26 protein-coding genes and 3 tRNA genes are annotated in these 25,525 nt (G+C 61.2%); 20 read left to right on the forward strand and 9 right to left on the reverse strand.

Annotation, left to right across the window (positions count from 1 at the left end):
- Positions 1–28: 28 nt before the first annotated feature.
- Positions 29–370, reverse strand: a complete 342-nt coding sequence (locus tag A6D6_RS13700) for a hypothetical protein (protein WP_159661050.1) — start codon at positions 368–370, stop codon at positions 29–31.
- Positions 371–622: 252 nt separating this feature from the next.
- On the opposite strand from A6D6_RS13700, the gene A6D6_RS13705 reads away from it, so the two are divergent.
- The 4 genes from A6D6_RS13705 (at position 623) to nadA (ending at position 5,515) form a co-directional block, all read left to right on the forward strand.
- Positions 623–724 (forward strand) — tRNA-Ser (locus tag A6D6_RS13705).
- 208 nt (positions 725–932) lie between these two features.
- Positions 933–1,889 (forward strand): helix-turn-helix transcriptional regulator, encoded by a 957-nt coding sequence (locus A6D6_RS13710; RefSeq protein WP_097057826.1) that lies wholly within the window; start codon positions 933–935, stop codon positions 1,887–1,889.
- 117 nt (positions 1,890–2,006) lie between these two features.
- Positions 2,007–4,196 carry a TonB-dependent alcaligin siderophore receptor FauA gene (fauA, locus tag A6D6_RS13715; protein ID WP_236564105.1) on the forward strand — a complete coding sequence of 730 codons (2,190 nt, stop codon included), beginning with the start codon at positions 2,007–2,009 and terminating at the stop codon, positions 4,194–4,196.
- Between the two features lie 269 nt (positions 4,197–4,465).
- Complete coding sequence (nadA, locus tag A6D6_RS13720; protein ID WP_133493261.1) at positions 4,466–5,515, forward strand: quinolinate synthase NadA; 1,050 nt, start codon at positions 4,466–4,468, stop codon at positions 5,513–5,515.
- A gap of 41 nt (positions 5,516–5,556) precedes the next feature.
- Here the strand turns inward: nadA and A6D6_RS13725 are convergent, their stop codons facing one another.
- Positions 5,557–6,990, reverse strand: coding sequence for a M48 family metalloprotease (locus A6D6_RS13725; RefSeq protein ID WP_159661051.1), 1,434 nt, complete (start codon positions 6,988–6,990; stop codon positions 5,557–5,559).
- Between the two features lie 34 nt (positions 6,991–7,024).
- Here A6D6_RS13725 and A6D6_RS13730 point away from each other — a divergent pair, with 34 nt between their 5' ends.
- Together A6D6_RS13730 and A6D6_RS13735 are read left to right on the forward strand one after the other, a co-directional pair.
- Entirely contained in the window at positions 7,025–7,303 is a 279-nt protein-coding gene (locus A6D6_RS13730) for a sulfurtransferase TusA family protein (RefSeq protein ID WP_201303793.1), read from the forward strand.
- Between the two features lie 66 nt (positions 7,304–7,369).
- Entirely contained in the window at positions 7,370–8,455 is a 1,086-nt protein-coding gene (locus A6D6_RS13735) for an AI-2E family transporter (protein ID WP_133493259.1), read from the forward strand.
- 331 nt (positions 8,456–8,786) lie between these two features.
- On the opposite strand, the gene A6D6_RS13740 is transcribed toward A6D6_RS13735, so the two are convergent.
- Both A6D6_RS13740 and A6D6_RS13745 read right to left on the reverse strand, forming a co-directional pair.
- A complete protein-coding gene (locus A6D6_RS13740; protein WP_133493258.1) occupies positions 8,787–9,251 on the reverse strand; it encodes a peroxiredoxin in 465 nt (154 codons plus the stop codon).
- Between the two features lie 30 nt (positions 9,252–9,281).
- Positions 9,282–9,815 (reverse strand): glycine cleavage system transcriptional repressor, encoded by a 534-nt coding sequence (locus A6D6_RS13745; RefSeq protein WP_133493257.1) that lies wholly within the window; start codon positions 9,813–9,815, stop codon positions 9,282–9,284.
- A 292-nt stretch (positions 9,816–10,107) separates the two neighbouring features.
- On the opposite strand from A6D6_RS13745, the gene dapA reads away from it, so the two are divergent.
- The 4 genes from dapA to purC are packed head-to-tail and all read left to right on the forward strand — an operon-like array spanning position 10,108 to position 13,169.
- On the forward strand, positions 10,108–10,989 hold the full coding sequence (gene dapA, locus A6D6_RS13750; RefSeq protein WP_133493256.1) for a 4-hydroxy-tetrahydrodipicolinate synthase: 882 nt from the start codon (positions 10,108–10,110) through the stop codon (positions 10,987–10,989).
- Positions 10,989–11,624 (forward strand): NlpB/DapX family lipoprotein, encoded by a 636-nt coding sequence (gene bamC, locus A6D6_RS13755; RefSeq protein ID WP_133493255.1) that lies wholly within the window; start codon positions 10,989–10,991, stop codon positions 11,622–11,624. The genes dapA and bamC overlap by 1 nt, the downstream gene beginning before the upstream one ends.
- A 20-nt stretch (positions 11,625–11,644) precedes the next feature.
- Complete coding sequence (locus A6D6_RS13760) at positions 11,645–12,418, forward strand: MBL fold metallo-hydrolase (RefSeq protein ID WP_133493254.1); 774 nt, start codon at positions 11,645–11,647, stop codon at positions 12,416–12,418.
- A 31-nt stretch (positions 12,419–12,449) separates the two neighbouring features.
- Entirely contained in the window at positions 12,450–13,169 is a 720-nt protein-coding gene (gene purC, locus A6D6_RS13765; RefSeq protein ID WP_133493253.1) for a phosphoribosylaminoimidazolesuccinocarboxamide synthase, read from the forward strand.
- A 456-nt stretch (positions 13,170–13,625) separates the two neighbouring features.
- Here purC and A6D6_RS13770 read toward each other — a convergent pair whose 3' ends face one another.
- From A6D6_RS13770 to A6D6_RS13785, 4 genes are all read right to left on the reverse strand, one after another.
- Positions 13,626–13,799 (reverse strand): DUF2474 domain-containing protein, encoded by a 174-nt coding sequence (locus A6D6_RS13770; protein ID WP_133493252.1) that lies wholly within the window; start codon positions 13,797–13,799, stop codon positions 13,626–13,628.
- Positions 13,799–14,806 carry a cytochrome d ubiquinol oxidase subunit II gene (cydB, locus tag A6D6_RS13775; RefSeq protein WP_159661052.1) on the reverse strand — a complete coding sequence of 336 codons (1,008 nt, stop codon included), beginning with the start codon at positions 14,804–14,806 and terminating at the stop codon, positions 13,799–13,801. The genes A6D6_RS13770 and cydB overlap by 1 nt, the downstream gene beginning before the upstream one ends.
- Before the next feature lie 3 nt (positions 14,807–14,809).
- A complete protein-coding gene (locus A6D6_RS13780) occupies positions 14,810–16,258 on the reverse strand; it encodes a cytochrome ubiquinol oxidase subunit I (RefSeq protein ID WP_159661053.1) in 1,449 nt (482 codons plus the stop codon).
- A gap of 409 nt (positions 16,259–16,667) precedes the next feature.
- On the reverse strand, positions 16,668–17,228 hold the full coding sequence (locus A6D6_RS13785) for a hypothetical protein (RefSeq protein WP_133493249.1): 561 nt from the start codon (positions 17,226–17,228) through the stop codon (positions 16,668–16,670).
- A 188-nt stretch (positions 17,229–17,416) separates the two neighbouring features.
- On the opposite strand from A6D6_RS13785, the gene A6D6_RS13790 reads away from it, so the two are divergent.
- Positions 17,417–18,109, forward strand: coding sequence for a GntR family transcriptional regulator (locus A6D6_RS13790; RefSeq protein ID WP_133493248.1), 693 nt, complete (start codon positions 17,417–17,419; stop codon positions 18,107–18,109).
- An 18-nt stretch (positions 18,110–18,127) separates the two neighbouring features.
- On the opposite strand, the gene A6D6_RS13795 is transcribed toward A6D6_RS13790, so the two are convergent.
- Complete coding sequence (locus tag A6D6_RS13795) at positions 18,128–19,396, reverse strand: MgtC/SapB family protein (RefSeq protein ID WP_159661054.1); 1,269 nt, start codon at positions 19,394–19,396, stop codon at positions 18,128–18,130.
- A 220-nt stretch (positions 19,397–19,616) separates the two neighbouring features.
- On the opposite strand from A6D6_RS13795, the gene A6D6_RS13800 reads away from it, so the two are divergent.
- The 9 genes from A6D6_RS13800 to A6D6_RS13840 all read left to right on the forward strand — a co-directional run bounded on the left by A6D6_RS13800 (position 19,617) and on the right by A6D6_RS13840 (position 25,521).
- Positions 19,617–19,693 (forward strand) — tRNA-Val (locus tag A6D6_RS13800).
- A gap of 119 nt (positions 19,694–19,812) precedes the next feature.
- Positions 19,813–20,367: a translation initiation factor IF-3 gene (gene infC / locus A6D6_RS13805; protein ID WP_133493246.1), complete on the forward strand. Its 555-nt coding sequence runs from the start codon at positions 19,813–19,815 to the stop codon at positions 20,365–20,367.
- A gap of 53 nt (positions 20,368–20,420) precedes the next feature.
- Positions 20,421–20,615 carry a 50S ribosomal protein L35 gene (gene rpmI / locus A6D6_RS13810; RefSeq protein ID WP_014995531.1) on the forward strand — a complete coding sequence of 65 codons (195 nt, stop codon included), beginning with the start codon at positions 20,421–20,423 and terminating at the stop codon, positions 20,613–20,615.
- Between the two features lie 43 nt (positions 20,616–20,658).
- Positions 20,659–21,018, forward strand: a complete 360-nt coding sequence (gene rplT / locus A6D6_RS13815; protein ID WP_022996118.1) for a 50S ribosomal protein L20 — start codon at positions 20,659–20,661, stop codon at positions 21,016–21,018.
- 178 nt (positions 21,019–21,196) lie between these two features.
- Positions 21,197–22,216 carry a phenylalanine--tRNA ligase subunit alpha gene (pheS, locus tag A6D6_RS13820; RefSeq protein WP_133493280.1) on the forward strand — a complete coding sequence of 340 codons (1,020 nt, stop codon included), beginning with the start codon at positions 21,197–21,199 and terminating at the stop codon, positions 22,214–22,216.
- A gap of 67 nt (positions 22,217–22,283) precedes the next feature.
- On the forward strand, positions 22,284–24,659 hold the full coding sequence (pheT, locus tag A6D6_RS13825; protein WP_159661055.1) for a phenylalanine--tRNA ligase subunit beta: 2,376 nt from the start codon (positions 22,284–22,286) through the stop codon (positions 24,657–24,659).
- A gap of 12 nt (positions 24,660–24,671) precedes the next feature.
- Positions 24,672–24,974 carry an integration host factor subunit alpha gene (gene ihfA, locus A6D6_RS13830; RefSeq protein WP_014995527.1) on the forward strand — a complete coding sequence of 101 codons (303 nt, stop codon included), beginning with the start codon at positions 24,672–24,674 and terminating at the stop codon, positions 24,972–24,974.
- On the forward strand, positions 24,958–25,314 hold the full coding sequence (locus A6D6_RS13835) for a MerR family transcriptional regulator (protein WP_014995526.1): 357 nt from the start codon (positions 24,958–24,960) through the stop codon (positions 25,312–25,314). The genes ihfA and A6D6_RS13835 overlap by 17 nt, the downstream gene beginning before the upstream one ends.
- Positions 25,315–25,444: 130 nt before the next feature.
- Positions 25,445–25,521: transfer RNA gene (locus tag A6D6_RS13840), tRNA-Pro, on the forward strand.
- Positions 25,522–25,525: the final 4 nt, after the last annotated feature.

Raw genomic sequence — 25,525 nt, forward strand, 5'->3', positions numbered from 1 at the left:
AAGGCCCCGCCGAAGCGGGGCGCAGGGATTACGCCATGCTCCGGAAAAAGCCGACCAGTTGTCCGGTGGTGAGGGCAGCACCGCTCGGGGAGATGACGTCGCCGTCATCATCGATGCTCAGGCGGCCGGCAGGCTGGTTTGCCCATTCGTGCAGTGCGTCGAGGGTGTCTTGATCGTCCTGGTGATCAACCAGGACCTCGCGCATTTTCGCGCCCAGGGCCGCCTCGATGCTGTCCATCCACTCCTGCTCAGAGATACCCCATTCTTCGCAGTCGGTGGTGTCTGCCTCAGATTCGGTATAGGCATCAAGCAGTTCCTGCATGCTGTTCTGGCTGTAGCAAGCGGCGGCGAAGGTGTTGTCTTTGATCATGATGTTCTCCTTTCGGAATCCCGGTTCCGCCGGGGCGGGTGGTGGGTTTGTTCCTGACCACGAATCTATAATCTCATGACGTCGTTACGACGTCAACAATAAATCTCCCTTTATCTGCGACCGCCCAGTCACGCCGTGGTGTACGGCTGCTACATCGGTATTCTATTGCTGTTCATGCGGACAGTATAAATTGACAAAATGGGCAGGATCAAAAGGAGCGTAAGCCATTGATTCTATTGGAGCGCAAAAAGTGTGTTTTTGATTCTGGAATGGACGTAAGTTATTGATTTTATTTGTTTGTTCATTTGGCTTTTAACCAATTGGTCGTAGGTTCGAATCCTACACGACCCACCAATTTCCAAGAGGGCTGCCGCCAGGCAGCCCTTTTTTTTATGACCGCCGTCAGCATGGGGTGGTTTTGCGACAGTGGAATGACGATTGCCGCCGTTTTCTCCTTGTTGACCTCTCCTTTTTTCTTTATTGAAAATAATTCTTATTAACTATATCTTGCGCCGATCGGAATCCGGCGCCAGGAGAGGCGTGGCCGACGACGGAGACAGCCATGACATACCCGATCAATGCCACCGCCCGGCGCTTTTCGCTGGCGGCCCTGAATGAGCTGGGTGCCCGGTATGGCGTGGACTATCGGCTCGTGGAGCGCTCCGCTGGCGGCGCCGGCGTGCTTGAAGGCGAGGTGGACCAGCAGGCACTGGACTTCGGCGGCACCCTGGTGTTGTCCCGAGTGCGTTCCCTGCAAGCGTATCAGGCCCGCTCCAAGACCGAGTTCTGTCTCTCCGTTGCGGTATTGATGCAGGGAGAGGCGATGATCGGGACCGAACAGGGTCGCCGCCACCGGCTGGCGGGAGATCTGGCGATCACCATGCTGGACCGGGGAGACACCTCGATCCTGGCGGAACATCCGCGGGCACCGACCTTGCAGGGGTTGAATTTGTCGCTGAGGGATCCGGATGGTCTTGGCGATGAGCGGTTGCAAGAGCGGCTGTGGGGGCTGCGCCGTGTCGGGCGCACTCGCCTGACGACCTGGCGTATGCCGTCTTACCTGCAGCAGAGCCTGCTGACCCTGATGAACGGAACCTGGCGGGGTGATCTGGCGGCATTGCACCGGGAAGGTGTGGCACTGCAATTGCTGGCGCATGCGCTGTCCGGTCTGGATACCGCCGACCACACCCCCACCTTGTCGGCAAGGGATCGGCGTCTGTTGCAGCGGGTGTTCGAACGTCTCCAGGAGCAGCCAGAGCGGGAGCACTCGCTGGCCTCACTGGCGGCGCTGGCGTGCATGAGCCCGAGTGCGTTGCGCGCCAAATTCCCTCAGGCCTACGGTCAGACCGTGTTTGCCTGCCTGAGGGAGCGCAGGCTGACGCTCGCCCGTCAGTATCTGGAGCAGGGGGTGTCGGTACAGCAGGCGGCCCATTTCGTCGGCTACCGACATGCCAGCAACTTCACCACGGCGTTTCGTGCCCACTTCGGTATGCCGCCACGGCAGTGGCTACGCCGCTGAGTTCCCGTCCCCCAGCGTGTCGCATAGTTTTTTCAGCATTGCGCATACCCGCGATCAGCCTCAATGAAGAACAATTCTCATTTCATGTTGGTTGCTTTGTAGGAAGGAGAACGGTTCATGGGGCGTCGATTCGACGGTATGAGGGGACGCTGGTGCTTCGGTCTGGCCATGGTCACGGCCGGCGGCGTGGTATCCGCACCGGTTTACGCACAATCTCAGGAAGAAGAACCACGGGCATTGGCGCCGGTCAAGGTCTCCGCCGGCGATCTTTCTCTGGAGAACAGCAGTGAACAGCGCGGCGGTTACACCCTGGGCGCCACCGTCAGCGCCACCGGACTGTTGCTGTCGCCGCGGGAGACGCCGCAATCCGTGAGCATCGTTACCCGGGAACAGATCGAGGACCAGGGGCTGGTCAGCACCCGCGAAGTGCTTGAGCAGGCGCCGGGTGTCTCAATGATCCGGAGCGACAGCAACCGCTACGCGTTTTCTTCCCGGGGGTTCTCCATTCGGCAATTCCAGTTCGACGGTCTGCTGACCCCGATTTCCAATTTCTGGAACTTTGGGGCCACTGACCTGGATGCGGCTATTTACGACCGCGTTGAGGTGATCCGCGGCGCCACCGGTCTGATGTCCGGCGCTGGTGAGCCGTCCGCGCTGGTGAATTTTGTGCGCAAGCGTCCGGGGAGGGAGTTCGCCGCTAGTGGCGCGGTGTCGACGGGGTCCTGGGACGCGCGCCGGGCGGAACTGGACCTGACCATGCCGCTTACCGAGGACGGTCGTGTGTCCTCCCGGGTGGTGGCGGTGCGTGACGACAGCGAAAGCTACATGCGGGTATTCGACGATGACCGCCGTACCCTGTATGGCGTGATCAGTGCGGAGCTGTCACCCAGCACGCTGCTGGTGGCGGGCGTGGAGTACCAGGATAACCATAGTAACGGCATGGGGGCGGGGTTTCCCATGTTTTATAGCGATGGCTCCCGCACCGATTTTCCCCGGTCCGTGGTCAATACCACCGACTGGTCCCAATTTGGCACCACCTCCACCACCGGTTTCATGGACCTGACCCACGCCCTTGGTAACGGCTGGCAACTGCGCGGCGCGTTCAGCTACAACGATGGCGATTACGACATGGAATATCTGTTTCGTGGCGGTTACCCCGACCCGGATACCGGCGAAGGCATGACCGGCTCGTTCCTCAATTACCGTGGTGATCGCCAGTATTATCAGATGCACCTGACCGCCACCGGGCCGGTGGAGTGGTTCGGGCGCATTCATGAGGTGTCGCTGGGCTGGATGCGGGTCAAGGACGATTATGTGATGCGAGCGGCTTATCCGGTGGCCAGTCCGGATGTGGGCAGCTTCTTTGACTGGCGTGACAGTCGGGTGCCACGACCAGTCTGGGGGGATTATTCCAACGTCGATGACAGTGTGATTCGTCAGAATGGGGGCTATGTGGTCACCAGGTTGTCATTGGCCGATCCTCTGCACGCCATTCTGGGGGCTCGTATCAGCCAGTGGGAAATCGATCAGGTTTATTTCGGCACACCCACGGATTATCGGGTCAGCGATGAAATCACGCCCTATGCCGGTTTGATCTACGACCTTAATGATGTCTACTCGGCATACGCCAGCTACACCCAGATCTTCCAGCCGCAAAACAATCGCGATCCGCAAGGTGACCTGCTCGACCCGATTCACGGCAACAGCCAGGAACTGGGGCTCAAGGCCGGCTGGGCCGGTGGGCGGTTGACCGGTGCGGTGTCGGTGTTCCGTACCGAGCAGGACAACCTGGCCGAGGAGATCCCGGGAGTCTCGCTGCCGGGGCAGCCGGACCAGCCGGCTTATCGAGCCACTTCCGGAGCCACCGTGGAGGGGGTCGATCTGGAACTGACCGGCGAACTGACGCCACACTGGCATGTTTCCACCAGTTATACCCATTTCACCGCCAAGGACGCCGACGGGCAGACACTCAACCGCACCCAGCCGCGCAGTCTGTTCAAGCTGTTCACCCGTTATCAGCCGCCGGTGGAGCGCCGTTTGACGTTGGGGGCTGGCGTGGACTGGCAAAGCGGCTTTTCCCGCTATACCTCGAGTCGTGTGCCGGTGGTGGGACGAACCAAGGTGGAGCAGGGCAGTTACGCTCTGGTCAATGTCATGGCTCGTTATCAGATCACGCCGGAGTTGAGCGCCACGGTGCGGTTGAACAACGCCTTCGACAAGACCTATTACACCAATGTGGGTTTCTACGATCAGGCCTGGTGGGGAGAACCGCGCAATGTGACGCTGTCGCTGCGCATGGCTTTGTAGTCCGGTCTCGGGGAACCATGGAACGCGGTTTCCGGCTCTGTTTTTATATGCATAAAATGCATTATTGTGAGCCTGGGAGGCAGCAAATCCGGGGCGCCTGGCGTTTTACACCATACTCTTGACGGCACCCGCCGTGACCCCTTCTTTGGCTGTGGTATGATTCGCCCCCCGGTGGCACCAACATCCTTGATCGTCACCGGGACAGCGACGAGGGTCCGATCCGGACCGATTGTCGGCTTTCCGATCCTCACACGGGGCGGCGATGCGATATGAGTGCTCAGGCGAAAGAACTGGTCCGCTCCCATCTGGCCCATGCCGATGGCGAGCAGGAGATGACCCGGGAACAGCGGGAATTCTACCGCGAGCGGATTAAAGAGAAGTTACAGGCCCGCGACGCGGTGATGGTGGCGCACTATTACACCGATCCGGAGATCCAGGCGCTGGCCGAGGAAAGCGGCGGCTGCGTGGCGGATTCCCTGGAGATGGCCCGCTTCGGCAAGGAGCATCCAGCCAGCACCCTGATCGTGGCCGGCGTGCGGTTCATGGGTGAGACAGCGAAGATTCTCAGCCCGGAAAAGCGGGTGTTCATGCCCACCCTGGAAGCTACCTGCTCTCTGGATATCGGTTGTCCGGAGGATGAGTTCGCCGCCTTCCGCGAACAGCATCCGGACCGTACCGTGGTGGTTTACGCCAATACCTCGGCGGCGGTGAAAGCCCGGGCGGACTGGGTGGTGACGTCGTCCATCGCGGTGGAATTGATCGAGTATCTGGACCAGCGCGGCGAGAAGATTCTATGGGCGCCGGATCAGCACCTGGGCGCCTATGTGCGTGACAAGACCGGTGCCGATGTGCTCTGTTGGGACGGCGCCTGTATCGTCCATGAGGAGTTCAAGGCGCGCGGTGTGGAAGACCTGAAAGCCGCCCATCCCGGCGCCGCCGTGCTGGTGCACCCGGAATCGCCGGCCTCGGTGGTGGCCATCGCCGATGTGGTGGGTTCCACCTCGCAGCTGATCAAGGCGGCCACCGAGATGCCCAACGACACCTTCATCGTCGCCACCGACAAGGGCATCTTCTACAAGATGCAGCAACTGGCGCCGGAGAAGACCTTCATCGAAGCGCCCACCGCCGGCAGTGGCGCCACTTGCCGCAGTTGCGCCCATTGCCCGTGGATGGCGATGAATGGCCTGGAAAATACTCTGGCGGTGCTGCAGGACGAAAACGGTTGCGGGCAGGAAATCTTTGTCGATCCGGACCTGGCCCGGCGTGCCATGGTGCCCCTGGACCGGATGCTGGATTTCGGCAAGAACCTGAAACGCTGATCGAATGGGTGGCGGTTCCGGGGTGGTATCCCGGACCGCCGTCAAAATTCCTCTTCGGAAAGCCGCTCCATTTCCTTGAGACGCGCATTCAAGGCACTGCGCAGGGCGAACTGTCCGCTGGCTTCCTTGAGGGCGAACTGCATTTGTTGTTTGGCCTCGCGGTCCCGGCCACGCAGGAAGGCGTATTCGGCCCGGCCCCGATGGGCGCGCGCCAGTTCCCCGCTGTTGCCCCAGGCGTCCGCCGCCATGGACCACAGTGTGGGATCGTCCGGACGCTGTCGTAACAACGGTTCCAGCACCGGTACCGCTTTTTCCGGTTGCCTGGAATACAGGTAGGCCCGTGCCAGCAGTACCGAGCTGGGGTAGCCCTCCGGGTTGATCTTCTGCACCCATTGGGCCATCTCGATGGCACGGCGATAGTCGCCTTCCGCCAGCGCCACTTCCGCCAGGCCCAGCGGGTACCACAGTTCGGTCCGGTCCTGCTGGCGCAGTTGTTCCAATTGGCGCCGGGCCAAATCATACTTTTTATCGTACAGGGCCGACATGGCGAGGCCGTAGCGGGCCGCTTCCTGCTGTTTGGCGTCACCATTCTTCAGTCGCTTCTGGAAATAAGCTTCGGCGCGTTGGTAATCGTCGAAGAAGGACGCCTGAATACGGGCGCGGACCAGCTCAAAGGCCAGGGAGGTTTCCTGCTTCGGGTGGGGTAGATTGCGGGCGCGGGCGCGGCTGTCCGCCACCCGGCTTTCGGTGACCGGGTGAGTGAGCAGGAACTCCGGTGGATCGCCGGCGAATTGCTGTTGTTCCACCAGCCGTTCGAAAAAACGGGGCATGGCGTTCGGGTCCAGACCCGCCGAGACCAGGGTTTGCATGCCGACCCGGTCCGCCTCGCGCTCGTGGTGGCGGGAGTAGGCCAGTTGGGACTGAATCACGCCTGCCTGAGTGGCGGCCATACCGGCCATGCCGGCTTGCGCGTCACCCGCCACGGCCAAGGCGATGCTGGCCAGCATCGCCGCCAGCATGGCGATGTTGGTGCGCTGGGAATCCACATAGCGGCGGGTAAAATGACGTTGACTGACGTGGGCGATTTCGTGCGCCACCACGCTGGCCACCTCATCCATGGAGCCGGCGTTGAGGAACAGGCCGGCGTTGAGGCCGATGACGCCGCCGGGTACCGCGAAAGCGTTGATGGCCTGGCTGTTGATCACCACGATGGAGAGATTGGGTTCATGCAGATCGCTGAATGAGGCCAATCGATAAACCAGGTTCTCCACATAGTCTTGTACCAGCGGATCGGTCATGATCGGTGTCTTGCCGCGCAGACCTCGCAGCCAACTGCGGCCCAGCCGGTACTCCTGGTCCGTGGACAGCAGCGCCGCCGCCGGGTCACCGAGATCGGGCAGATCCTGGGCGCGGCCGGGTGGCGCGGCGAGCACCACCACCAGACAGAGTATCAGAGCGTGCATGGCACGGATCACAAAGTCACTCCCGATATAAGGATGGCACCCCTTGATGGATGGCACCCGACACAATTCCGAGGATCCGATGATGGTTCATCAGACCCTGGACGCCAGAGGGCTTCAATGCCCCTTGCCGTTACTGAAAACCCGCCAGGCCCTGCGACATCTGACACCGGGGCGGATGTTGCGGGTGCTGGCCTCCGATGCCGGTTCGGCAAGGGACATCCCCGCCTATCTTCGACAGTCACCGCATGATCTGGTTCGCGATGGCGAAACGGCGGGCGAGTACGAGTTTTTGATACGCTGTGGGACCGCCGACGACGGCGCGTAGAAATTGTGTAAGTTACACGCAACCCTCTAATAATCCGATACCCGATTTGATTAAGGAAGGCACTCGATGTTCAAAGTGTTCAAGGGCTGGATGGAACGCTGGTTCGCCGATGAGGAGGCGGTCTATCTGCTGGTGGCCCTGGTCGGGGGGCTGGCGATTATCCTGCTGTTTGGCAATATCCTGGCGCCGGTGCTGGCGGCGCTGGTGCTGGCCTATCTGATGCAGGGATTGGTCAGTGCCCTGGAGCGGCGCGGTTTGCCCTCCTTGTTGTCGGTGACGTTGGTGTTCCTGCTGTTTCTTGGTGGTCTGGTGGCGACCCTGGTGGTGCTGTTGCCGATGGTCTGGCAGCAAACGGTCATGCTGGTGCGGGATCAACTGCCCCATGTGCTCAAGAACAGCGAGCAATGGCTGAGGGCATTGCCCGAGCAATACCCGGAAATGGTGTCCATCGAACAAGTGAACATTCTGGTCAACTCGGCCCAGCGGGAACTGGCCCAGTTCGGGCAGGCGGTGCTGTCCTTGTCATTGTCATCGATTCCCAATCTGCTGGAGATCCTGGTGTTTCTGGTGTTGGTGCCGCTGCTGGTGTTCTTTTTCCTCAAGGATCGGCGGGCGCTGGTGTCCTGGTTGCTCGGTCTGCTGCCTTCCCGCCGCAACGTGCTGGGCCGGGTATGGCGGGAGATGGACGGCCAGATCGCCAATTACGTGCGCGGCAAGGCCATCGAAATTCTGGTGGTGGGGGGGACCAGTTTCGTTGCCTTCCTGCTGCTGGATCTTAATTACGCGCTGCTGCTGGCGGTAATGGTGGGTTTGTCGGTCATCGTCCCCTATGTGGGCGCGACCCTGGTGACCTTGCCGGTGGCGGCGGTGGGCTATGCCCAGTTCGGCTGGAGCGGGGACTTTGCCCTGGTGATGGTGATATACGGGGTCATTCAGTTCCTGGACGGCAATATATTGGTGCCATTACTGTTTTCCGAAGCCGTGAATCTGCATCCGGTGGCAATCATCGTCGCGATTCTGTTCTTCGGCGGGATCTGGGGGCTGTGGGGCGTGTTCTTCGCCATTCCTCTGGCCACTTTGCTGAAAGCGGTGCTCAACGCCTGGCCGCGCGAGGAGAAGGAAAAGCCACAGGAATTACCGGCCGCGGAATGAAGGGGCGCAATCGCGGGTCCGTGGAGCACTGGTGTCCTATGGTTTGGGGGTGACCCGCTTACATGCAACACGCTGGCACGCTTACACGCTTTGAAGATACGCGGTTATCCCGGGCCTGACCCGGGATCTCCTTTCTACGAAGTCATGCGCCCTACAAAAAAGGAGATGCCGGATCAAGTCCGGCATGACGGGATTGCTCTGGATTCATGTGCCCAAGGCCGGCAAGCGGGCCTCGGGTTTGGCGTGCCGGGGGGTGCGTGTAAGCGCGCCAGCGAATTGCGGGACACCAGCGGTCCGAGGAGTGCTCCACGGACCGCGATGTCTTCATGAGCTAAAGCGCTTGGGCCGCTGCCAGCACCTCGTCCACATGGTTCTTCACCTTGACCTTGCGCCATTCCTTGCGCAGTACGCCCTCGGCATCGATCAGGAAGGTGCTGCGCTCGATGCCTTCGAATTCCTTGCCGTACATCTTCTTCAGTTTGATCACATCGAACAACCGGCAGACGGTTTCGTCCTCGTCGCTGATCAGCTCGAACGGAAACGCCTGCTTGGCCTTGAAGTTCTCATGGCGGCGCAGGGAATCCTTGGAGATGCCGAACACTTCACAGCCGGCCTTCTGGAAAGCGGCGTACTGATCGCGGAAGTTCTGGCCCTCGGTGGTGCAACCGGGGGTACTGTCTTTCGGGTAGAAATACAGCACCAGTGTTTTGCCTTTCCAGTCGCCAAGGGTGAAGGTGGTGTCGCTGGTGGCCGGAGCGGAAAAGTCGGGGACCGGCTTGTCCAGTTCTACGGTCATGGGGTGTCCTCTTCGATCGTAAACAGGTTCTTATCGTTTCGGGGTCATGGTGGCGTCCAGGTTGCGGCCTTCGCAGAAATCCAGGAAGGCCTCGCGCAGGCGCGCCACCGAATGTTCGGTGGGGATGCTCAGTGCCAGATGCAGGCGAAACATGGCGGTGCCGGTATGGGGCGCGGCATAGGTGCCGGTGGTCAGGTCGGCGATGTTGATGCCGCGTCCGGAGAAAAATTCGGCGATTTCGTGGACGATGCCCGGGTGGTCCATGGCCACCACCTCGACCTCGTAGGGCAACGCCTGCTGTTCCGCGCCGCTGGTGCGGGTCCGCTTCAGCGTCAGTGCCAGGTCCAGTTTGTTTTCCAGGGTGGTGCGGTCCTGTTCCAGGCGCGCCAGGGCGTCCTCTTCCGCCGCCACCAGCATCAGCACGGCGAACTCGCCGCCCAGCAGGGTCATGCGCGAGTCCAGAATATTGCCGCCGTACTCCAGCACGGTTTTGGACAGGGCATGGACGATGCCCGGCCGGTCGGAGCCAAGGGCGGAAATGACGATCAGTGACTCAGTGGCCATGATGGGATCCTCGCAAGCGTAAAAACTTGCTAACGTCGGTGGGGCGTCGGCAAGCGGGAAGGCAGTAGCTTAACGCTACTGGTCGGGGACCGAAACCTCGCTTCGATGCTCCGGGAATGTTCCGTGAATGCCCCGTGCCGATGCCTTTTCCGGCGAATTGATATTGTTCAGGCCAAGCGCGGAGGGGTACCATACGCGGTTTGGGGAACCACGGTTCCCGATCGTCTGTGCGCTAGGAACAGGCTCTGAATGACGAACCGGCCCTCAACGGGCCAGGGCAGGAGATGACGGCATGATTCGCGGCAGTATTGTGGCGCTGGTCACCCCGATGCGGGAAGACGGCTCAGTGGACTGGGAGCGGTTGCGCAACCTGGTCGACTGGCACGTCGAGCAGGGCACCCACGCCATCGTGGCGGTGGGCACCACTGGTGAATCCGCTACCCTCGGTTTCGAGGAGCACGACAGTGTGATTCGTGAGGTGGTGGCCGTGGCCAATAAACGGATTCCGGTGATTGCCGGTACCGGGGCCAACAATACCGAGGAAGCCATTCGCCTGACCCGTGACGCCAAACGTGACGGCGCCGATGCCTGCCTTCTGGTGACCCCGTACTACAACAAGCCCCCCCAGGAAGGCCTGTATCAGCACTTCCTGGCCGTGGCGCGGGCGGTGGATATTCCCCAGATCCTGTACAACGTCCCCGGGCGCACCTCCTGTGATCTGTTGCCGGAGACGGTGGAGCGCCTGTCCCGGGTGCCCAATATTGTCGGCATCAAGGAAGCCACCGGTAATCTGGAGCGGGCACGGGAGATCCGTGAACGCTGCGGTCCGGATTTCATGGTTTATTCCGGGGACGACGCCACGGCTTGCGAACTGATGCTGGCCGGCGGCGATGGCAATATTTCCGTCACCGCCAATGTGGCGCCGGCGAAGATGGCGCGGCTCTGTGACGCGGCGCTGAGCGGTGATGCCGATGGCGCTCGTGCACTGAACGCGGAACTCGAGCCCCTGAATCGTGATCTGTTTATCGAAGCGAACCCGATTCCGGTGAAATGGGCGCTTTACGAGATGGGGATGATCGACCGGGGAATCCGGTTGCCCCTGGTTCCATTGTCGGAGGCCGCTCAGCCGCGTTTGCGTGAAACGCTGCGTCGTAGCGGGCTCCTGGAGGCATGATGCAGCGTTGGCTTACTGTTGTAGCGCTGGCCACCACGGGTATGGTGGCCGGTTGTGGTTTGATTCCTAACCAAAGTCTGAAGTATCGCGAAGCCGAGGTGGTGGAGCCGATGACGGTTCCGGATGGCTGGGTGTTCATCGGCCAATCCCCGCTTTATGAAGTGCCGGACGCGGATCAGCGGCTGACCGCCGAAGATGGCGAGAGGAGTTTCCAGGCGCCGAAACCGCCGGATCTGGTCGGTGCGGTGCCGGATGCGGAAGACCAGGCGCCGGTGCCGGCGTCCCGGGCCGGTGCCAAGGCGGTGCTGGCGAAGGACGGCACCGGCTATCCGATCATCATGATGCCGGACCGTTACGCGGAAGCCTGGGAAAGCGTGGGGCAGGCGCTGACGCAGACCGACCTGCGCGTCACCGACCGTAACCGTGACCAGGGCGTGTTCTTTCTCACCGTGCCGGAACGTTACCAGTTGCAGCCGGCGGAGGCGCAGCTCAAGCTCAGCCATACCACCAATGGTATCCAGGTGGCTCTGATGAACGCCGAAGGCACCGCGCTGGCGGATAAAGCCGCAAGTCTGGCGGTGTTGGAGGGTCTGTACGGCGAGTTGCAGCGCATCGGCCCGGGCGCCCGGCGCTAGGGCGCCGACGGAAGGCCGTGGTGCGCCTGGCTTCCCTGGGCAGTGGCAGCAAAGGCAACGGCACCCTGGTGTGGGCCGGCGATTGCCTGGTGCTGGTGGATTGCGGTTTCAGTGCCAAGGAAGCCGAGCGCCGCCTGGCCGAGCGAGGTCTGGGCGGTGACGATCTCGGCGCCATTCTGGTCACTCACGAGCATGGCGACCACATTCGTGGCGTGGGCGCTTTGGCCCGTCGCCACCGGATCCCGGTATACAGCACTTTTGGCACCGCCCGGGCGGTGGCCGGCAAGGCAGCGGATCTCCATCGCTGTGACTGGCACGAAGTACGGCCCGGGCGATCCTTCCAGATCGGCGCCCTGGCGGTGATGCCGGTGACCGTGCCACATGATGCCCGTGAACCGTGCCAGTACCGGTTCTCCTGGCGACAGCGGGAGGTGGGCGTGCTCACCGATCTGGGCTCGGTAACCCCTCACGTGCTGCAGGCCTATGCGGAATGCGACGCGCTGGTGCTGGAATGCAACCATGAGCCGGAACTGCTCGCCAATGGCCCTTATCCGCCCTCGCTGAAACGCCGGGTCGGGGGGCAACTGGGACACTTGAGCAATCAGCAGGCGGCGGCACTGCTGGCCCAGTGCAACGTGGATCGCTTGCAGCATCTCGTGTTGTCGCACTTGAGCGAGCAAAATAACACTCCCGATCATGCTCTATGGGAAATTCACCAGGTGATGGAGCAGGGCCGGGAGAGAATTCAGGTGGCCAGCCAGACCGACGGGTTTGACTGGCTGGATGTTTCCTAGCGCAGGATCACGAGGTCAAAGCAGGTACCCCATGGAAAAACGTGACGAACTCTACGCCGGCAAGGCCAAGTCCGTATACACCACCGACGACGCCGACAAGCTGGTGATCGTGTTTCGCAACGACACCTCTGCTTTTGACGGCAAGAAGAAAGAGGCGCTGGATCGTAAAGGCGCGGTGAACAACCAGTTCAACGCCGCCATCATGGAAAAACTCCAGGCCGCCGGTATTCCCACACACTTCGAGAAGCTGCTGTCCAACAACGAATGCGTGGTGAAGAAACTGGACATGATCCCGCTGGAATGCGTGGTGCGTAACATCGCCGCCGGTTCCATCGTCCGCCGCCTGGGCGTGGAGGAGGGCAAGGAACTGAATCCCCCCACCTTCGAGCTGTTTCTCAAGGACGACGCCCTCGGTGATCCGATGATCAACGAATATCACGTTCGCAGCTTCGGCTGGGCCGAACCCGAGCACCTGGAAAAAATGAAGGAACTGACCTTCAAGGTGAACGATGTGCTCAAGCAGCTGTTCCTGGACGCCAACATGCTGCTGGTGGACTACAAGCTGGAGTTTGGTCTGTTCCACGGTGAGGTGGTGCTGGGCGACGAGTTTTCCCCGGACGGTTGCCGCCTGTGGGACAAGGACACTCGCGAGAAAATGGACAAGGACCGCTTCCGTCAGGGGTTGGGCAATGTGGTGGAGGCCTATGAAGAAGTCGGTCACCGCCTTGGTATCACCTTCCAGTACGACTAAGCCTTTGGCCCGCTTGCGGCGCAACGTGCCGGCACGCTAACACGCATTCGCTGGCAAGCCAGCTTCCCACAGCGGCTTCGTGGCCCCTCTGCGGGAAGCGAGCTCGCTCGCCAATACGGCACCCATTCATGTCTCCAACGCCCCGGCTGTTCTCTCTTTCTTGCCCCCTGCCGGGGCCCGCTTGCGGCGCTATATCAGTGCGCTCGGCGTTACGGTTTTGCACAAGGTAACGAAAGTTTCACAATGCGCTGAAGCTGCCGAGCGCAAGTCGTTGTTTTTTCTTGGTTCGATATTTAAGTTGTTGATTTTAAAAGAATTTAATTTTATGGATACTTTTTCGTCATTCTGTCGAAATGTCAGGGTAAATGGGGCCTGGCGACAGTTGATGACAGTCTGTGCACAGTGTTATCCACAGATTCTGTGAGTAACTCGCCGGTGGATAAACCCTGATCAATGTCAGCCGCCATGCAGTCCCAGCGCATTCATGAATAAACGCATCAGACCGGCGGCGGAACCGAGTGCCAGCACACTGGCGCTCCAGATCAGTGCCATCCATCCCAACCGTTTGCCCCAGGAGGGTGGCGGGGTGGCTTTGGCTGTTTGAGAGTGTTCCAGCTGTCGGGTTGTCATCAGTGGTACCCGTCCTCAGGCCGGACTTTGCCACGGAACACGTAGTAAGCCAGGGCTGTGTACATCAGGATGAAGGGGATAATGAACAGCGCACCCACCAGAGTGAAACCGAGGCTTTGTGGTGGCGCGGCCGCTTCCCACAGCGTCACGTCCGGTGGCAGGATGTGGGGCCAGCCACTGACCGCCAGGCCGCTGTAGCCGAGAAAGATCAATACCAGGGTGTAGAGGAACGGCGAAACCTGCGCGCCCTGTTTCAGCCCTTTGAGCATGAGCGTGGCGCATAACACCACCAGCAACGGGATTGGCGAGAACCAGAACACGTTTGGGAAGCTGAACCAGCGTTCGGCGATGTGCGGGTGCGCGATCGGTGTCCACACGCTGATGATGGCGATCAGGGCCAGCATCACCCAGGTCAGCGGATGAGTCAGACGGCGCATGCGGCTCTGTAGCCGGCCCTCTGTTTTCATGATCAGCCAGGTGCTGCCCAGCAGGGCATAGGCGAATACCAGACCCACCCCGGTGAACAACGGGAAGGGCGCGAACCAGTCGAAGGCGCCGCCGGTATGGACCCCGTTTTCCACCGGCAGCCCGTTGATGAAGGCACCCAGTACCACTCCCTGAAAGAAAGTGGCGGTCAGCGAGCCGCCGATGAACGCCTTGTCCCAGACCGGCCGCTCGCTCTCCCGGGCCTTGAAGCGGAACTCAAAGGCGATGCCCCGGAAAATCAGCCCCAGCAGCATGAAAATCAACGGCAGGTAGAGCGCGGTGAGGACCACCGAATAGACCATCGGAAAGGCGGCGAACAGACCCGCTCCGCCCAGTACCAGCCAGGTCTCGTTACCGTCCCAGACTGGTGCCACCGTGTTCATGGCGACGTCGCGGTCGTGTTTGTCCGGCAGGAACGGATAGAGGATGCCGATACCAAGATCGAAGCCGTCCATGATCACATACATCATCACCCCGAAGCCGATGATCAGCGCCCATAGCAAAGGAAGATCGATACCCATGGTTCAGCTCCTGGTGTGTGGTTGGGGATGCCCGGCATCGTCCTCGTCGTCCTCCACGGCGGACAGCGGGCGCATCGGCTGGCGATATTGACCGGGGCCGCCATGGGCTTCCCGTTCTCCTTCGCTGATCACCGGCCCCTTGCGCACCAATCGCAGCACGTAGGCGATACCGGCGCCGAACACGAACAGATAGACCACCACGAACAGCGACAAGGACAGCGCCAGTTGCCCTGGTGGATGGGGCGATACCGCGTCGGCGGTGCGGAGCAACCCGTACACTACCCAGGGCTGGCGGCCCACTTCGGTGGTATACCACCCGGCCAGAATGGCGATCAGACCGGCGGGGCCCATTACCAGCGCGAAGCGCAGCAGCCAGGGGTGGTCATGGAGGCGCCCGCGCCAGCGCTGCCACAGGGCGTAGCCCCCAAGCGCGATCATCAGCAACCCGAGGCCGACCATTACCCGGAACGACCAGAACACCAGCGGCACGTTGGGGCGGTCCTCCGCGGGAAAATCCTTCAAGCCGGCGATGGTGCCGTCCCAGCTGTGTGTCAGGATGAGGCTGGCCAGTCGCGGAATCTCCACGGCGAAGCGGGTGGTTTCCGCTTCCATGTCCGGCCAGCCGAATAGAATCATCGGTACCCCTTCCGCGGCGTTGTGTTCGTCTCCGCCCCAATGACCCTCCATGGCGGCCACCTTGGCCGGTTGATGTTCCAGCGTGTTCAATCCATGGGCATCGCCGATCAGCGCCTGGATCGGTGCCACCACGATCAGCATCCACATGGCCATGGAGAACATTTTTTTCACCGCCGGATTGTCGCGCCGACGCAGCAGGTGCCAGGCGGCGGACGCGCCGACGAACAGGGCCGTGGCGAGGAAGGCGGCCACGCTCATGTGCAGCAGACGGTAGGGGAAGGAGGGATTGAAGATGACCTCGAACCAGTTCACCGGCACCACCACGCCGTCGATGATCTCGTGCCCCTGGGGCGTTTGCATCCAGCTGTTGGAAGCCAGGATCCAGAACGTGGAAATCAGAGTGCCGATGGCCACCACCACGGTGGAAAAGAAATGCAGACCGGGGCCCACCCGGTTCCAGCCGAACAGCATGATGCCGAGGAAACCCGCCTCCAGGAAGAACGCGGTCAGCACTTCATAGGTCAGAAGCGGGCCGGTAATGCTGCCGGCGAACTCGGAAAAGAAGCTCCAATTGGTACCGAACTGGTAAGCCATGACCAGACCGGAGACCACGCCCATGCCGAAATTGACGGCGAATATCTTGCTCCAGAAATGGTAAAGATCACGGTAGACGGTGTTCTTTCGATACAGCCAAAGCCCTTCGAGTACCGCCAGGTAGCTGGCCAGGCCGATGGTGATGGCGGGAAAAATAATATGAAACGAGATGGTGAAGGCAAACTGCAGACGGGCAAGGTCCAGCGCCAGGGCGTCAGACATGAGCGTACTCCTTCCGGCGGCAATGGGGTTGCTACCCCGGCCCAACGGGCAAAGGATCGGGTGCGTCGCCGCCCCCGTTCAAAAGTCCTCTAAAGGCTAGCAAGAAGGGTGGGTGCCGGAACCTGGGCAGAGTGTCCTTGGGCATTGTGTCCTTGGACCGAATGTCCTGGGGGAGGTAGGGAATCGCGGCTCGTGAGCTACTGCTGTTCCGCAACGCGCCTTAGCTCGCTTGAGCAGCCTTGCAGAGCCGTATTCGCTGCCAGGCAGCTTCCCACGGAAGAAGCTACAGAGCCGCTGTGGGAAGCTGCCTTGGCAGCGAACCGGAGTGCCAGCGTGTTGCGTGTAAGCAGACTGTTCCACAATTGTGGGACAGCAGTAGCTCAGCAGCCGCGATTCTTTGCAAGTCGGCCTATCGCCGCAGCATCGGCAGAGGCCGCCAGGGCTCGGTGGCCATCTGGCGCAGGAACAGCGTCAGCAACCGGCGATGAAAGCCGGCGTTGGGGAAACGGCACAGCACCGCGCGCAGAGCCGGGCGCGGTACGGTAAAGCGCAGCAGTCCCCGGGACAGATCGATCCAGTCGGCGCGGCGGAATGCCTCCACCAGCGGCGTTTTGCCGGGTTCGCAGGCACTGAGTTTATGGTGATCCAGGATCATGTCCTGAACCTCCGCGCTCCAGGCTCCGCGACCGGTCTCGTGAAGATAGTGGCAGGCCAGGCGGGCGGAAGGCTGCAGATAATTGAAGGTGCCGGCCAACCAGATGCCGGCGTCGTGGAAGAAGGCGGCGACCTGCAGTTTCTCCAGGGTGTCGTCCGTCAAGGGTTGCTGCAGTGCCACCAGGTTGACCAGGCGATAGACATGGTTGCGGTAGGCGGTCTGGTCACGGCCAAAGCGCCCCGCATACTGGTCGAACAAGGCATCCACCAGCGGTAATTCAGTAATCAGAGCCTGATGCATCGACACGGTGTCCACGGACCCGTCCTCCTATAGTGTCCCTGTCTGCTCGGGAACCTGCCCTTGAGCTAACCAGACCTGGATGAGCTTGTCACCGGGTGGAATGCTGATAATTGCAAACCGTTACGTAAACCAGGCGCTGTGTTGCTTGAACTCCTGTTGTATAGTCCGACAATGCTTCCAAATTGTTAAACAATGCGACGATCGTGACTTTTAAAGCCAACCAAAGCCTTGCCGAGCAGATCGCAGGACACCTGGCCGGCCAGATTATCCGTGGGGAAATGCTGGCTGGGGACCGGATCCAGGAGCTGCGTGTCGCCGGCGAATTGGAAGTGAGCCGGGGGTCGGTGCGCGAGGCGCTGCTGATCCTGGAGCGCCGGCATTTGATTGAAATCCTGCCGCGGCGGGGCGCGGTGGTGCGGGAACTGACGGAAGTCGGGGTGCAGGGACTGTACGAACTGGTGCAGGTGCTGCTCGGGCTGGTGATTCGCAAGGCCATCAAGTCCCTGCGCGAGGAAGACCTGGATCCGTTTATCGAACTGATTCACGAGCTGCAACTGGCCGCCGGCGAGCGTAACGTCGAGCGTTTTTTCACCCTGTGCTTCCGTTTCCTGGAGCAAGCCTATCCATTCGCCCGCAATAGCTATGTGGAATCGGTGCTGGGTAACCTGCAGCCGGCGTTGCAGCGTACCTGGTTCATGGCCTTGCACCTGGACCACGACGAGATGAAGGAATGCCTGTCCTTCTTCAAGGCGCTGGTGGAGACCATCTTTCGCCGTGATGTGCGCTCCGCGCTGGAAATCATCCGCGAGTTCGCCGAGCACCAGAGCGCACTGGTGCAGGATTCCATCACCCGCGCCCGCCAGATCGAGGCCGCCTGGAGCGCCCGCCGCCGCTGAGCGTCGCCGGTCGGTCCTCTATAGCAACCAGGCGGTGAACAGGCCGGCGCCCAGGGACACCGACATCGGGACCAGCACCGAACGGCCCAGGACATGGTCGCCGATGGTCAGGGCCATGCCGGTTTTCATCAGATTATTCACCACCGTCGCCAGCACAATGGCGAGCACGGCGGTATCGGTGGTCAGCCCCTGGCGGGACAACCGGGTCAGGGACAGGGTGATGGCGTCGACGTCGGTGATGCCGGACGTGGCGGCGAGCAGATAGATACCGGCATCCCCCAGCCACTCCTGAAGCAGGGCGCCGAGCGCCATGATGATCAGCAGCAGCAAACCGAAAAACAGGGCCGATTTCAGGTCCAGCGGGTTTTGCTTCAGCGCCGGCTGTTCAACGTTGGTTTCAGCGCGATGGCGCAACCAGATGATCAGGGCCGGCAGATAAAGCAGCCCGGCCATTACCAGTACCGGCGGCGCCAGAGCCGGCAGCAGTTGCCGATTGATCAGCAGACAGTAGATCAGGATGCGCGGAAACATGGTGCCGCAGGCCAGCAGGATGCCCGCCGCCAGGAGCGGGGACAGCACCGGTGACCTCCGGGACAGGCGGGCGAAATGCAGGGTCAGCGCGGTGGAGGAACTGAGGCCGGCAAAGACACTGGTGAACAGCAGGCCGCGTTCGGTTCCTCCCACCCGCACCGCGAAGTAGCCGACAAAAGAGATCGAGGCGATCAACACCACCATCCACCAGATCTCGTAGGGATTGATCATCCCGCCCGGGCCGTAGCCCTGATTGGGCAGTAGCGGCAGGACCACCACCGAGATCAGCAACAGCTTGAGACCGGCATCCAGTTCCTGCTCTTGCAGTTTGCGCAGTAAATCGTGCGCCTCCCGCTTGTTGTCCAGCACGATGGTGGTGATCACCGCCACGGCGGCGGCGATCTCCGGAGGTTGCAGCATGGCCAGGGCTCCCACGGTGAAGGTCAGCAGCAACCCGATCAGTCCGGTGATGCTGTAATCGCTGACGCGATAGGCGCGTATTCCGAACGCGAAAGCCCCGCCCAGCGCCACGGTGGCGAAGCCCACCGCCAGAACCAGACCCGCGGCGTGGTCGGAGAGGGCCGCGCAGACCCCGCCCAGCAGGCCGACCAGGGCATGGGTGCGCACGCCCGCGACCCGTTGCCCCGGCGCTTGATCGCGATCCCGCCAGCCTCTTTGAATACCCACCAGCAGGCCGAGAAGCAGAGCCAGTCCCAGCTTGATCAACATGGTATCTATCCAGGCAGGGTCGCTCATGGTGTCGGGTTCCGGTGTTGGCGAGCAGTGGATCGTCCCGGCCAGACCTTCTTGGTGGGGGCGGATTTGCCGGGAATGCCCATCAAGGATGTCCCGCCAGTATAGGGGCAAGGTGGCCGGGGCCGGGATGGCGAACGACCTGATTACCCGGTCCGGTCAAGAAAGCCGTCGCCAGGGCTTGCCAGGGGGCTCGCGTATCCCTAAAATTGCGCCCCTCTGCAGGCACGTAGCTCAGTTGGTTAGAGCACCACCTTGACATGGTGGGGGTCGGTGGTTCGAATCCACTCGTGCCTACCAAATATTCCCGTTTTGAGATTCGATGTCCGGCGTCGGGGTTGTCCGGGTGTCGTTGCGTGGCATACAATGCCCCGCTACCCGTCAAAGCGGGCGAGGTTCGCCTCATTTCGATTCACTAAGTGGAGGTTCGCGACATTAAGCGTGGAGGCAAGGGACGCGAGCAGCGTGCCAACATCAATCAGCAAATCCAGGCCAGCGAAGTACGGCTGATCGACGACAATGGTGAGCAGCTTGGCATCGTTTCCTTGACGGAAGCGCTGCAGAAAGCCACTGAAAAAGAACTGGATCTGGTGGAAATCTCCCCTGGTGCGGAACCGCCCGTATGCCGTTTGATGGATTACGGCAAGCATCTGTTTGAGCAAAAACAGAAGGCCAAGGAGTCTCGCAAGAAGCAACGCCAGACTCAGGTCAAGGAAATCAAATTCCGGCCTGGCACGGATTCCGGCGACTACGAGGTGAAGCTGCGTAACCTGAAGCGCTTCCTCGAGGCTGGAGACAAGGCCAAGGTCACTGTCCGTTTCCGAGGTCGGGAAATGGCGCACCAGGAGCTCGGTCGTGAGCTGCTGGCACGGATTGAAGAGGATTTGGCGGAATACGGTTCCGTCGAGCAACGCCCGAACATGGAAGGGCGCCAGATGATCATGGTGCTCGGCCCGGGCAAAAAGAAGAAGTGATCCGGATTCGGGTTGCTTAAGGTAATCAAGCACTCAGCAACGAGAAGGTAACCATGCCTAAAATCAAGACAAACCGCGGGGCTGCAAAGCGTTTCAAGAAAACCGCCTCCGGTTTCAAGCGCAAGCAGGCATTCAAAAACCACATTCTGACGAAGAAGTCTTCCAAGCGGATTCGTCAGCTGCGTCCGAAGCAGGAAGTCCACGAAAGTGATGTGGCCCTGGTTAAACGCATGATGCCCTATAGCTGAGCCAACAGCTCAGTATCGCAACTGGTTTTTGGAGATCTGAACAATGGCTCGAGTTAAACGTGGTGTGCAGGCCCGTCGCCGGCACAAGAAAATCCTTAAGCAAGCCAAAGGCTACTATGGCGCGCGCAGCCGTGTGTTCCGCGTAGCGGTACAGGCGGTGACCAAAGCGGGCCAGTACGCTTACCGTGACCGTAAGGTTCGCAAGCGTCAGTTCCGTCGTCTGTGGATCGTGCGTATCAACGCCGCCGCCCGTGTCAACGGCCTGTCCTACAGCCGCTTGATCGACGGCCTGAAAAAGGCGTCCATCGACATCGACCGTAAAGTGCTGGCCGATCTGGCCGTGCGGGATCTGGGTGCGTTTGGCGCTTTGGCTGAGAAAGCCAAAGCGAGCCTCGCCGCCTGAGCACCTGTGACGTTACTCTTGTAATCAGAAGCGTAACGACAAGGCACTCTCGACGGGGGAAGAGCTCGCGCTCTTCCCCCGTTTTTGTTTGCGCGGCCGCCGGGTCGCGCCGGGATCGACCCGCGGGCCAGGGGCGTGGCGGGGGAAATCAGCAACCACTGATGGATATGGCTTTATGATGGAGAACCTGGAAACCCTGGTCAGCGAAGCGTTGGCTCAGGTGGCCGAGGCCGGCGACGCCCGCGCTCTGGACGAGGTGCGGGTCCGCTATCTGGGCAAGAAAGGGGAAATCAGTGCTCTGCTCAAGAGTCTGGGCGGTTTGGGACCGGAAGAACGTCCCAAGGCCGGAGCCCTGATCAACGAGGGTAAGCAGCGGGTCCAGGACGCCATCGAAGAGCGCAAGGCTCTGCTGCAGGAGCAGGTACTCAACGCCCGTCTCGCCGAGGAAGCGCTGGACGTGACCTTGCCTGGCCGTGGCGAAATGCCCGGTGCCCTGCATCCGGTGACGCGTATGCGCCGGCGCATGGAAGATTTCTTCCTGCGGCTTGGTTTCGACATCGCCGAGGGCCCGGAAGTGGAGGACGACTACCACAACTTCGAGGCGCTCAATATTCCCGACCATCACCCCGCACGGGCCATGCACGACACCTTTTACTTCGGTGACGGACGTCTGCTGCGTACCCATACCTCGCCGGTGCAAGTACGGGTGATGAAGGCAGGCAAACCGCCGTTCCGGATCATTGCCCCAGGCCGTGTTTACCGGTGCGACTCCGATCTGACCCATACCCCCATGTTCCACCAGGTGGAAGGGTTGTTGGTGGACGAGGGTATTACCTTCGCCGACCTCAAGGGCACGGTGGCGGAGTTCCTCAAATTCGTGTTTGAAGTGGATGATCTGCCGGTGCGCTTCCGCCCCAGCTACTTCCCCTTCACCGAGCCCAGCGCCGAAGTGGACGTGGGCTGCGTGAGCTGTGGTGGTAAAGGCTGTCGGGTATGCTCTCACAGCGGCTGGTTGGAGATCATGGGCTGCGGCATGGTGCACCCGAAAGTGCTGGAGCACGGCGGCGTGGATCCCGAGCGCTACACCGGCTTCGCCTTTGGCATGGGGATCGAACGCCTGGCCATGTTGCGCTATGGCGTCAACGATCTGCGTCTGTTTTTCGAAAACGATGTGCGCGTGCTCTCGCAATTCGCCTGAGCGCGCCACCACCGGATACCGCAGCGTAGGCCGAGTGGTCGCGAACCGAATTTAAGGAACACCGAGAATGCGTTTCAACGAAGCCTGGTTACGGGAATGGGCTAATCCCGACATCGATACCGACACGCTGGTGCACCAATTGACCATGGCGGGTCTGGAAGTGGACGCCGTGGAGCCGGTGGTGCCGGCCTTTAGCGGTGTGGTGGTGGGCAGAATCAAAAGCTGCCAGCCGCATCCGGACGCCGACAAGCTGCGCTTGTGCGAAGTGGACGATGGCACGGAGGTGTTTCCGGTGGTGTGCGGCGCGCCCAATGCCCGCGAAGGCCTGAAGGCACCGTTCGCCCGCATCGGCGCGGTATTGCCCGGCGACTTCAAGATCAAGAAAGCCAAGCTGCGTGGTCAGCCTTCCGAGGGCATGCTTTGCGGTGCATCCGAACTGGGCATGGAAGATCTCATCGATGGCCTGCTGGAATTGCCGGAAGACGCGCCGGTGGGCACCGATATCCGTGACTATCTCGGGCTCAATGACACCATCATCGAGGTGGACCTGACCCCCAACCGGGCGGACTGTCTGAGTCTGCGCGGCGTGGCGCGGGAAGTGGGCGTGCTTAACCGGGTGCCGCTGAACGAACCGGTTATCGAGTCGGTGGCGCCCGGGATCGACGACGTTTTTCCGGTGATCGTGGAAGATACCGAAGCCTGTCCCCGCTACCTGGGCCGGGTGATCCGGGACGTCAACGTCGCCGCGACGACGCCGTTGTGGATGGTGGAGCGGTTGCGCCGGGCCGGTCTGCGCTCCATCGATCCGGTGGTGGACGTGACCAACTACGTCCTGCTGGAACTGGGGCAGCCGCTGCACGCGTTTGATCTTAACCGTCTTAGCGACGGCATCCGTGTACGCCGGGCACAGGCCGGTGAGCAATTGGAAACCCTGGACGAACAAACCCTGGACCTGCGTGACGACACCCTGGTGATCGCCGATGGGCAAGGGCCGCTGGCGTTGGCCGGTATCATGGGGGGGCGCCCCAGCGCGGTATCCGCCGACACCCGGGACCTGTTCCTGGAATGCGCTTTCTTCAGTCCGCTGGCCGTTGTTGGCAAGGCCCGCTCCTACGGCCTCCACACGGACTCTTCCCACCGCTTCGAACGCGGCGTGGATCCGGCGTTGCAAGCCCTCGCCATCGAGCGCGCCACGGCTTTGATCCTCGACATCGCCGGTGGCCGCCCCGGCCCGGTGAGCGGTAGTGAAGACACGGCGTCCTTGCCGGCACCCGCTGCCATCGAACTGCGTGCCGACCACGCCACCCGGTTGCTGGGCAGTGCTCTACAGCACGATGAGATTGTCGATATCCTGCGGCGGCTCGGCATGGAAGTGAACGAGCAGGGGGAAGGGCACTGGCAAATCACCGCGCCGAGCTGGCGTTTCGATATGGCCATCGAGCAGGACCTGATCGAGGAACTGGCGCGGATTCACGGCTACGACCGTTTGCCCAACCGGGTACCGGCGGGTACGCCCGCGGGCAACACGCAGTACGAACACAAGGTACCGCTGCGCCGGCTGTCCGATGCGCTGCGTGACCGTGGTTACATGGAAGCGATCACCTACAGTTTCGTGGCACCGGAAATTCTGGCCAAGGTGGATCCGGATCACCAGCCCCTGGCGTTGCTGAATCCGATTTCAGCCGATCTGGGCGTGATGCGCACCACTCTGATGGCGGGCCTGCTGACCACTGCCCAGCGTAACCTGAACCGGCAGATCGATCGTCTGCGCCTGTTCGAAACCGGTTTGCGTTTCGTCCCTGGCGAGCGGGAGCTTGCGCAGCAACCGATGGTGGCGGGACTGCTCTACGGCAGCGCGGCACCGGCCCATTGGCAGAACAAGCCGCGGGCAGTGGATTTCTATGACCTGAAAGGGGATGTGGAATCCCTGCTGGCGTTGTCTGGCGCCGAGGACTATCGCTTTGTCGCCGCCACGCACCCGGCGTTGCATCCGGGGCAGTGCGCGCGGCTGGAGCGGGAGGGCGAGACCGTCGGCTATCTGGGGCGCATTCATCCGCGTTTGGCCGGTCAACTGGATCTGCCCACCGACCTTTATCTGTTCGAACTGATTCTGGAGCCGCTGGTGACCGGGCATTTGCCACGGTTCCAGCCGGTGTCGGAATTCCCGCGTGTACAACGGGACCTGGCCTTCGTGGTCGCCAGCGAAGTGGCGGCCGGTGACATGATGGCACTGGTGCGGGAGACCTGCGACGAACGCCTGCGTGACGTGCAGGTATTCGACGTCTACCAGGGCGAACATATTGACAGCGGTTACAAAAGCCTGGCCATGACCTTGACCTTCCAGGACGCTTCCAGCACTCTTAGGGACGATCAGGTCAATGCCCTGGTCGAAGCGGTAGTATCCCAGTTAAAACAACGATTTAACGCCAATCTCAGGGTCTAAACCGAGGCAGATATGAGCGCGCTGACCAAGGCCGGCATGGCGGAGCGACTGCACGAAGAATTGGGACTGAATAAACGGGAAGCCAAGGAATTGGTGGAGATGTTTTTCCAGGAGTTGCGTGAAGCGCTGGAGAACAATCGCCCGGTGAAACTGTCCGGCTTCGGCAACTTCGAACTGCGTGATAAAAGTGAACGGCCCGGTCGTAATCCCAAGACCGGTGAGGAAATCCCCATTACCGCACGGCGGGTGGTGACCTTCCGGCCCGGTCAGAAACTCAAGCAGCGTGTGGAAGATTACCATGCTGGAACCCAGTAATAACGACGAGCTTCCCGCCATCCCCGGCAAACGCTACTTCACCATCGGTGAGGTCAGCGAGTTGTGCGATGTGAAGCCGCATGTGCTGCGTTACTGGGAGCAGGAGTTTCCGCAACTGAAACCGGTGAAGCGGCGCGGCAACCGCCGCTATTACCAGCGCCAGGACGTGCTCACCATCCGTCAGATCCGCAGCTTGCTGTACGAGCAGGGCTTCACTATTGGCGGTGCCCGTCAGCAGCTCTCCGGCGACGCCAACTCCGAAAGCGCCACTCGCTACCATCAGCTGATCCGGCAAATGAGGGTGGAGCTGGAGGAAGTGCTGGACGCGCTGAAGGCCTGAGCGGGGGCTGGCCAAATCCCACCCAACCAACGCCGGGCAGCGGTTTTTCGGGTTCCATCCGCGTCACGAATCCGTTATGATTCCCGCCGCTTCGACGCAGAGCCCTCTCTGCCGAGCAAGCAACCACTCTCGGGGCGTAGCGCAGTCTGGTAGCGCACTTGCATGGGGTGCAAGGGGTCGGAGGTTCGAATCCTCCCGTCCCGACCAAACG

Origin of the sequence: Alcanivorax xiamenensis, assembly GCF_009846745.1 — a bacterium.
GTDB lineage: Bacteria > Pseudomonadota > Gammaproteobacteria > Pseudomonadales > Alcanivoracaceae > Alloalcanivorax > Alloalcanivorax xiamenensis.